This window comes from Roseiarcus sp. (assembly GCF_052145395.1).
Taxonomy (GTDB): Bacteria; Pseudomonadota; Alphaproteobacteria; order Rhizobiales; family Beijerinckiaceae; genus Roseiarcus.
The window spans coordinates 1-9,107 of sequence record NZ_JBKQOT010000710.1; the positions used below are offsets into that span (position 1 = coordinate 1).

Consider the following 9,107-nt stretch of genomic DNA (forward strand, 5'->3'; position numbering starts at 1 on the left):
AGAATTGCGGCAAAAGGGACATTCGACGATTTCAATCCGGCGGCCACGAGCCCGACAAGGAGAGCGGACGCATTGAGTTCGTCAGGAATGATCATCTGCCGATAGTCGGCTACTGCCATGGCGACGCTGATTCCCGCCAAGGCGGCGCCCGCGACGCCATTCATTCCCGGGGCGACGGCGAAACTGACCCCGAACGCGCCGAGAGCGGCGGCGCCGCACACGATCTTGGCAAGTCTGGCTTTCGCGGAAGGACGCAACCCGTTTGGTCGCTCTGCGCCGTCACTGAAGCGGTCGCGCATTTATGTTCAGCATGTTAGGAAGCGATAGGGCCTGAGTCTTGCCGCCTCGCATTTTCGAACGCAGCTCTTCCGCAACCATCGACGCGTCAACGCCGTCCCGGATGATCTGAGGCTTAATGAAAATGATGAGTTCGGTGCGCGCATCCGACTTGCCCGAGGTGCCAAGCGCCGCCCCGACATAAGGAATCTGATTGAGGATCGGGATGCCCTCGCGCGATTTCTCCAGCTGGTCCTGGATCAATCCGGCGAGCAGCACCGTCTGCCCGCTGACCACCGAAATCTGGCTTGACACTTTGCGTTCGGTAATCGTCGGAGTCAGCGTAGTGGTGCTGTTGCTTTCGAGCGGAACGGCGCTGATCTCCTGGTCGATGTTCAGCAGGACAGATCCATTGGAGTTCACCCGCGGCTGCACGTGCAAGATTATGCCGGTGTTCTTGTAGTCGACCGTATTGACGACGGCGTTGTTGGCGCTCAGCACGGTGGCGCTGCCGGTCGATATCGGAATCTGATTGCCGACCTCGAGCGTCGCATCGCCATTGTCGACAACGACGAGTGAGGGATTTGACAAGATCCTCACGTCCGTAATCTGATGCAGCGCGTTGATGACGACGCGCGGGGTCAAAGCGTTGCCGACGACGACATTTAGCCCGCCGGTCAAGCCGGGCCCGACCGGGCTCGAGGTGAGATTGTTGGCTACGCTCGGGATTACACCGGTCAACGTGTTCGAAACTGCGCCGCCGTTGAGCCAGAACTGAACCCCGTAATTAAGCTCGTTGTTCAGGGTGACTTCTGCAATCGTGACCTCGATAGCGACCTGCACTCTCGGCCGATCGAGCTGAATGAGCGCGCGTTCGACGATCTTGTATTCGTCCGCCCTTGCATAGACAAGCACCGCATTGTTCACGGCGTCCGCGGTGATGCGGACGTTCGGCAGTTGGGGGCCGCCGCCCTGGCCTAGGGCCGAAAGCTCCGAGTCGAGCGTCGCAACGGGGAGGGCGCCGAACTGTGCCGCGGCACTCCCCGGTGTTGCCGCGGCACTCCCCGGTGTCGAAGCCGGCAGGGATGCATTGGCGTCGCTCGCGCTTGCGGGCCTTCCTCCAGTAAGCCGTTCGTTCGGCGTGAGGGCTTTCGTTCCGGAGGACGGAGCGATTTCGCTAGCGGCGGAGCCAGCCCCTCCGGAAGTCGCAAATATCTGCGTCAACAACTGAGCAATCTGCTTGGCGTCGCCGTACTGCACCTTGTAAACTTTAACGGTTGCGCTGGCGGCGGAAGGCTCATCGAGTTGGGATATCCAGCGGGAAGCAGCGCGAAGGAGTTCCGGCTTCGAGGCAACGACCAGAATCGAGTTCAACCGCGCCACCGCGTCGAACTTGACCAGGCCATGACCAAGCCCCGACTCACCCGAGTCCATTATCTTTTCAAGCTCGGCGACGATCGGCTCGGGGGCGCTGTTCCGAACCGGATACATGCCGACGGACTGGCCTTGCAGCCAGTCGACATCGAAACTGCGGACAACGTCCAGCGCAGACTGTCGTTCGCTCCCTGACCCAAGGACAAGCAGGAGTTGACCGCTCAGATCAGTGCGTACTGCCCCGGGTTTCGCGGCGAAGCCCTCGAGCAACTTCAAGGCCGTTGTCCCCGACACGTATCGAAGAGGAATAACGGTCATCCCGTATCCGGGCTCGACCCCCCCGGCGCTATCGGACCGATCGACGCGCCCCCCGCCCGCGTCTGCCGCGGGCGCAATGCGATAGACGGGGCCTTCTCGGACCATGATCAAATTGTTCGCGTGCATAGCGCTCTCGAGAATGAAAAGCATGTCCTTCCTTGGAACGGGTCGCTCCGAGGAGAGACTGATTGACCCTTGGGCCCGAGGGTCAATGATGTAACCGAGGCCGAGCGTGTCCCCGAGAACCGACTTCGCGACATCCGAAATCGGCGCGGTCTCGAAGTTGAGGTTGTAGCCGTCCCCGTCCCCTGAGACACCCATGGGCGCCGCCGGGGAGGCGGGCGTTGGAGAAGCTTGGGGCGGACTCGATGATCCAAAAAACGAAAAACCCTTGGGCGCGGCGCCGCCGGCGTCGACACCTCCCGTTGACCGGGGGTACCGAGGCTCGAGGTCGGCAGATCGGACGGCATCCGCTGCATTTTGCGGCTCGTCCGTGCGCTGCTCGAGATAAGACGTATTGCACGCCACCAACGCCATCACGCACGTCGTAACCATAACAACGTTCGCCAAGGGCCGGACGCGATCAAACTTCAAGGCCAATGAGCGTCCGTCCTCGATAGCGGCCGAAATGTTGAAGGCGGCCTGAAAAATCATTAAACTTGCGACTGTGTCAAGCGCGACGTTTTCGCCTCCTGTGATACTGACACCGACCCGTCGCTCTGCGGCGCGGCGAATCGTCGCGGACTCTCGCACCGGGTGTCTCCCGTAGGCAATAGTTTTTCACGCTTGTTCGCGTTTCTGGCGCGAACAGGGATAAACTCGGCCGAGATCCAGCGCATCCGCGCGTTTTCTTTTGTTCCAAGCAAGATATAGCCAGCTCTCCGGCGTTTCGGAGCTCGGCCACACGCAAGCGCCAAGGCCTGTTTTACCATCTTGCCAGCTCCGCCGCCCTGTCTTTACTATTGGGTCAAACACCATCTCTCAGTCGTACGTACTGTGCTCGTCCTAGGTAGCGTTTGACGGGAGGGGAGCCGATTAGTATTAAATCGCCGGGGGAACCCTTACGGAAAGTATGTTGACGTGGATAGGTCCTTGGCCTCGCCGCCGCGATAACGTTAATGGCCAGTCGCTTAAGGGAAACGTCTGTGCCATTTACTCGGCTTCATGCCTATTACATATCTCTGACGGCAAGCCGGTGTGGGGATCTCTCCGAGCACGGCCTGCGCGACGCGGCAGCATGTCGGGATTGCGGCGATGTGATAAGACGTCTGCACGGCGCAGATCACGTGCGGGGCGAGTGAGATGGCGGCTCTCGATTTGAACGATAAGTCGATAAATGCTTTCGCCATGCGTCTCAGGGATCGGTTTGGTTTTGAGTCGCCCGACTCGCAGGATTTCGGCGACGCAAAGGCCTTCGAGCCGTCGATCCGGTCGTTGTGGGAGGCTAGCGCACTTTCTGCCGACGACTTCGCCGAAGAGGTGGCGGCTTTCTTCGAATATCCCCGTATTACGCTCGCAGAATTGATGGAGGCGACGTCCTGCGCTGGGCGATTCGCTCGGCGTTTTTTGCGCGAATCCGCGGTTTTTCCGTTCACGACCGGCGAAGGGCAATACGGTCTCGCGGTTGCTGATCCGACGGACCTGGCAACGCAGAAGGGCGCGCAGATTGTTCTTGGCGGGCGCATCGTGGTATCGGTTGCCTCGTTCGAGGAAATCGCGGCGGTGCTCTCCGAACGGCTTGGGCCGGAGGAGGAGCAAGCCGCGGCGACAGCGTCTGGCCAATCGCAGGAGTCTCTCGATGAGAGCATCGACAGTCTTCGCGATCTGGCGAGTGGAGCCCCGGTGGTGCGGGCAGTCAACGACCTCCTCGAGAAGGCCGTCGACTTTCGGGCGAGCGACATTCATATCGAACCAATGCGCAATGGTCTCAACGTACGCATGCGGGTCGATGGACTTCTGAGAAATGTGCCTGCTCCCGGGCATGCGCTCCCGCAAGCGCTGATTTCGCGGATCAAGATCCTCGCTGGCCTGAATATCGCCGAGCGGCGGTTGCCGCAGGACGGCGCCGCACGCGTCGAGGTGGGAAACTCCGACATCGACATTCGCGTTTCGACGATGCCGACGCAGTATGGGGAGTCCGCGGTGCTTCGCCTGTTGCCGCGAGACCGGGGCCTGCTCGACCTCTCGAAGCTAGGACTGGGGTCACGCGATGAGCGGACGGTAAGGCGACTGATTGATCTTCCGCATGGAATGATCATCATCACTGGCCCGACGGGCAGCGGAAAAACCACGACGCTTGCGACTATGCTCTCGGTTCTCAATACGCCATCTCGCAAAATCCTCACCGTGGAAGATCCCGTCGAATACGAGATCGCCGGAGTCAATCAGTCCCAGGTCAAGCCAGCGATTGGCTTGACCTTTGCGACGGCAATGCGGGCGTTTGTTCGCCAGGACCCCGACGTGATCATGGTTGGCGAGATACGCGACGCCGAGACCGCGAACATCGCAGTTCATGCCGCCCTCACTGGTCATCTCGTCCTCACGACGCTCCACACCGAGACGGCCGTAGCCGCTGTCCCCCGTCTCCTAGATTTGGGGGTCGAAGGATTCCTGTTGAGGTCGACGCTGCGCGGCGTCATCGGACAGCGGCTCGTGCGCATGTTGTGTGAACGTTGCAAAGCGCAGCAGCAGCTTTCCGAGACCGACCTGGCGGCCGATCCGCGATACGAGGCGTGCGGTCTTTCAGCCGGAGAGATGATCTGGGTCCCGCGAGGCTGCGAGCGATGCAGCGGAACAGGCTACCGCGGGCGAGTCGGTGTCTTCGAAGCCCTGGAAGTCGCTGGCGAGGTTCGCGACCTTGTCGGGTCCTCCATCGACGCGAGCGCTCTGCGCAAGGCCGCGCGGCGAGAGGGCGTCACCACAATGATGGAAGACGCCATCGACAAATGCCGCCGCGGCTTGACTTCGGTCTCCGAAGCCTTGCGCGTCACGACGGCGCAATAGTCACATGCCAGTCTTTCAGTATCGCGCACTGTCGCACGGCGGGGAGGTCGTCAGCGGTTCGATTGACGCAGCGGGCGTCATCGAGGCCAGTCGCAGGATCGAGGCGCTTGGCCTTGTCCCCATAGAGGCCGTCGCAGCGGTCCAGCAAGAGACGATCAGGCGGGCGTGGCGTTTCTTCCCCTCTTTGTCGAGACCCCGACCGGAGGACGTGACGATTTTCACAGGAGATCTTGCCTTGCTCTTGCGAACCGGCGCCCGGATCAATGAGGCGCTGGAACTGCTTTCCGCCGACCCCGATATGGGGCGGATGCGGTCGACCACCTCGGCGCTGACGACAGCCATTCTTTCTGGAGAGAGTTTCGGCGAGGCGATCTCTCGACATCCGGCCGTCTTTCCAAAGGTTTACGTCGCCCTTGCCCGGGTCGGAGAGACCTCGGGGGCGCTTGTCTCAATTCTTGAGTCCTTGTCGGTCGAACGCCAGCGCGCCGAAGCCCTGTCGCGGCGCCTGAACGACACGCTCAGGTACCCCGCTTTCCTGCTGACCGCCGCGGGGGCGGTGCTGCTATTCTTTCTGCTCTTTGTCCTGCCGCAATTCGCCAATGTATTCCGCGACTTCAACGCCAAGGTCGATCCGGTTTTGGTGACGTTCCTTGGCTTGTCGGACCTGCTGCGGACGAACGGCCAGGCGATTGCGGCCGCGGTTCTGGTCGCGCTGCTTGCCGGATGGCTCGCGATACGGCAACGGCTTCTGCGCGAGAGATTCATTCGTGCTATCGGACAACTTCCGATGATCGGCCCAATTCTGGATTATAGACGAACGAGCCTTTTTTGCCGGAACTTGAGTCTCCTGCTGTCAAGCGGCGTCACGCTGGTCGCCGCGCTGCGGATTCTCGCCGACACGATGGAAGCAAGCGGAACGACGACAAAATGGTCGCTCGTCGTCGACAAGGTGCGCCACGGCGGAAAGCTCTCCGACGCGCTGAGTCAGACAGCGGCGCTTCCTTCGGTGGCGATCCGGACGCTGCGGCTCGGTGAAGACTCCAGCCAGTTGCCTATGCTCTCGGGACGCATCGCCGACTACTACGAGGCCAAGCTGCAACGAAGCCTTGACCACGCCATAGGCTTCGTCGGTCCCCTTGCCATCGTTCTGATCAGCACGATCGTCGGGGGCCTGATCGTGTCGGTCATGACCGCCTTGCTCTCAGTCAATCAAAGCGTCGGATAGGAGTAATAGATGAGGTTATGGTCCCTTTTGGTTCGGCGGCTGAGGTATCGAGACGGCGCGCCACGCAGCGGCGAGGGCGGCTTTACCCTCATTGAGATGCTGGTCGTGATCACGATCATTGGTCTCGTCATGGCGCTCGTCGGTCCTCGCGTGCTGGGTTACCTGAGCGATTCGAAAGTGAAGGCCGCGAAGATTCAGATTGAGAGCTTCGACGCCGCGCTCGATCTTTACTATCTCGACAATGGGTCATACCCGGCGTCCAACGAAGGTCTGAAGGCCTTGGTGCAGCGGCCTGCTTCGGCGGTGGCATGGAACGGCCCCTATCTCAGAGTCGGCTCGGTCCCAGACGATCCTTGGGGTCACCCATACGTCTACAGGGTTCCCGGAGACCACAGCCCCTACGAAATTGCCTCGTACGGAGCGGGCGGGGTCGGCGACAGACAGAGCATAATCAAAAGCGCGACGCGGTGAGGCGCCGATGGATCGCGAGGCAGGATTTACGTTGATCGAAGTTGTGTGCGTCCTCGCGATTGTCGCGCTGCTGGCCGCTCTGGTCCTGCCTTCGTTTCCGCGATCAACCTCTCAGCCTCGCCTGGCCGGCTATGCAGTGGAGGTCGCGGCGCTGCTCAAAGGGGATCGAAACGCCGCGATTCGCAATCACACAATGGTTTCCACATTGCTTGATGCGGATCGGCGCACGGTGCGCTCAAGCTACCGCGCGGCCGCGGTCGAGATTCCGGCAGATGTCGCCTTCAACGCCCTGCTCGCCCAACGCTGCGCCGATCGAATTGTCGGTTCGACAATCGATTTCTTTCCAAGCGGCGCCTCCTGCGGAGGCGTGATCGCCATCTCTCGGCAGGGCGTCGGTTATCAGATACGGGTCAACTGGCTGACCGGAGGGGTCGAGGTTGTGGCGGTTGGAAAGACTTAGCCGGAGGGGCAACGCAGGCTTTACCTTGGTGGAGGCGTTGGCCGCGCTTGCTGTCCTGGCGGCCGGATTGGCGGCGATCGGCGCTCTGTCGAGCACCAGTCTGCGCGCCAGCCTCGACGCCGAGCGGCATCTCGCCCATGTTTCGGCGGCGCAAAAAATCTTGGCTGGCCTTCCGGCGCGAAACGTGCTCCCGTTCGGACGTTTGACAGGCGTTCTCGACAATTATGCCTGGCGCATCGATAGCAACGCGCTGGCGACGACCGATCCTCAGCGGTCGGCTGAATGGACTCCTGAAGGCATCGCGCTGCTGGTGCGTTCTCCTTCCGGCTCAATAATGGAGATCGACACCATCCGCTTGCGAAGGACGCAGACTAGGTGAGCCAATCGAACGCTGATGGCTTTTCTATGCTGGAAGCGGTTGCGGCGGTTGCGCTGACGGCCACCATAATTCTCGGACTGAGTTCAATTACTGGACTTTGGTTGCCAAACTGGCGCCGCGGATTTGCGGATCTGCAGCGGACCGATTTGGTCGGCCTGGGTCTCGAGCGCCTTCTGGAAGACCTGTCCGTCGCCGAATATGTGACGTCATGGGGCGATGCGCCGGGTCCGTTTTTCGAAGGCGACCCCACCTCTGTGGTCTTTGTGCGGTCTGCCGCCGGTCCAAACTCCGGCCCGCAGCTTGAAGTGGTCCGGATCGCCGTGTCCTCGGATGAACGGGGCCGTGCGCTTATCCGGTCGCATTCCAAATTCTCGCCGATTGTGCGCGGCCGGCCCGCACAGCCCTTCGAATTCGCAGATTCGGTTGCTTTGATTCGGGCGCCATTCCAGGTTACTTTCGCGTATGCGGGTCCCGAACATGTGTGGGCGCAACGTTGGAAAGGTGAAGAGCGGCTGCCAGAGGCTATTAAGGTGACCGTCGTTGATCCTTCCGGTCGGACGCAGGGGGCGTCGACCGTCGTGCGATTGAAGATTACGGCGCCCGGCGTCCCTAAGCCCGATAATCGGGCGAACCCGGCCAGCGCGGCGTCTCCTGTGACAAACCAGGCCCCCTCTTCAGCAGCCCCCGGCCAGCCATGATGAGCGGTGCGCCAATCTCACGCGGCAGGCTTCACACGCGCGACGAGGCCGGGTTCGTCCTTGTCGCCGTTCTGTGGATCCTCGCGGCCTTGGCGGCGCTCGCCTCGATATATTCCACCTATGCAATCCAAACCGGCAGCGCCTCGCACATATTGGATGATCGGGTCCAGGCGGAAGCGTCCATCCGCGGCGGGATCGAAATGACGGTATTACGGCAGCTTTCCGCTCCTGAAAAAGCGCGACCCTCTCAAGGCGGTTTTACATTAAGGATCGGTCATACCGGCGTCGCCGTCCGCTTTCGCTCCGAAGCGGCAAGGATTGACCTCAATGCCGCGCCCCCCGATCTGCTTGCCGGAATTTTCGCGGCCATCGGAGTCGATTCAAGCCAGGCGAAGAGCTACGCGGACCGTATCGTCGGCTGGCGCACCAAACCCGATTCCAACGCAGGCGACAGTGAGGCGAACCTCTACGCCACATCCAGATCGCCTTATCCGCCCCGTCAAGGTCCATTCAACAGTTCGCTTGAACTCGGTCTCGTGCTCGGGTTGCCCACACCCGTCGTCGAGCGAGTGCTTCCCTTCGTGACGGTGTTCAGTGGTCAATCGGGAATTGACGTCGAAAGCGCCGATCGGACTGTTCTGGCCGCGCTACCGGGGATGACCCCCGAGATCATGAAGGCGGTCCTAAAGGCGCGAGCGAGCGCTCCGGATGATCAAGAGGCGTTGCTTTCCAAATTGGGGCCGGTGAGAAGTCGGGCCACTCTCGGAGGTTCAAAAGCCCTCAGGTCTAGCGTCGATGTCGAGTTCGACAATGGCAGGCGCGTTCACGCCGAAGTCGTGTTTCGCCTCCGGGACGGCGAGGGCGAGCCTTACGACATTCTGTCCTGGCGCGATGATTTCGACG

Annotated in this window: 8 protein-coding genes and 3 pseudogenes; 9 read left to right on the forward strand and 2 right to left on the reverse strand. The window is 61.2% G+C overall.

Annotation, left to right across the window (positions count from 1 at the left end):
• Nucleotides 1–299 (reverse strand): annotated as a pseudogene (locus ACLP25_RS24360) (hypothetical protein); the annotation flags it as partial.
• Nucleotides 280–2,622, reverse strand: coding sequence for a type II secretion system secretin GspD (gspD, locus tag ACLP25_RS24365; protein WP_442471706.1), 2,343 nt, complete (start codon nt 2,620–2,622; stop codon nt 280–282). The gene gspD and the pseudogene ACLP25_RS24360, both read right to left, overlap by 20 nt.
• 648 nt (nt 2,623–3,270) lie before the next feature.
• On the opposite strand from gspD, the gene ACLP25_RS24370 reads away from it, so the two are divergent.
• From ACLP25_RS24370 to ACLP25_RS24410, 9 genes and pseudogenes are all read left to right on the forward strand, one after another.
• Nucleotides 3,271–4,971: a GspE/PulE family protein gene (locus tag ACLP25_RS24370; RefSeq protein ID WP_442471707.1), complete on the forward strand. Its 1,701-nt coding sequence runs from the start codon at nt 3,271–3,273 to the stop codon at nt 4,969–4,971.
• 4 nt (nt 4,972–4,975) lie between these two features.
• Nucleotides 4,976–6,196, forward strand: coding sequence for a type II secretion system F family protein (locus tag ACLP25_RS24375; RefSeq protein ID WP_442471708.1), 1,221 nt, complete (start codon nt 4,976–4,978; stop codon nt 6,194–6,196).
• A 9-nt stretch (nt 6,197–6,205) separates the two neighbouring features.
• Nucleotides 6,206–6,667 carry a type II secretion system major pseudopilin GspG gene (gspG, locus tag ACLP25_RS24380; RefSeq protein WP_442471709.1) on the forward strand — a complete coding sequence of 154 codons (462 nt, stop codon included), beginning with the start codon at nt 6,206–6,208 and terminating at the stop codon, nt 6,665–6,667.
• A gap of 7 nt (nt 6,668–6,674) precedes the next feature.
• Nucleotides 6,675–6,749: pseudogene (locus tag ACLP25_RS24385) on the forward strand (prepilin-type N-terminal cleavage/methylation domain-containing protein); the annotation flags it as partial.
• 54 nt (nt 6,750–6,803) lie between these two features.
• Nucleotides 6,804–7,127, forward strand: coding sequence for a type II secretion system protein GspH (locus ACLP25_RS24390; protein WP_442471712.1), 324 nt, complete (start codon nt 6,804–6,806; stop codon nt 7,125–7,127).
• Nucleotides 7,114–7,194: pseudogene (locus ACLP25_RS24395) on the forward strand (prepilin-type N-terminal cleavage/methylation domain-containing protein); the annotation flags it as partial. The gene ACLP25_RS24390 and the pseudogene ACLP25_RS24395, both read left to right, overlap by 14 nt.
• A complete protein-coding gene (locus tag ACLP25_RS24400; RefSeq protein WP_442471713.1) occupies nt 7,195–7,506 on the forward strand; it encodes a type II secretion system protein in 312 nt (103 codons plus the stop codon). It abuts the pseudogene before it with no gap.
• Nucleotides 7,503–8,204 carry a hypothetical protein gene (locus ACLP25_RS24405; protein ID WP_442471710.1) on the forward strand — a complete coding sequence of 234 codons (702 nt, stop codon included), beginning with the start codon at nt 7,503–7,505 and terminating at the stop codon, nt 8,202–8,204. The genes ACLP25_RS24400 and ACLP25_RS24405 overlap by 4 nt, the downstream gene beginning before the upstream one ends.
• Nucleotides 8,201–9,107: general secretion pathway protein GspK (locus tag ACLP25_RS24410; RefSeq protein WP_442471711.1), on the forward strand; the 907-nt coding region annotated here is incomplete at its 3' end. The genes ACLP25_RS24405 and ACLP25_RS24410, both read left to right, overlap by 4 nt.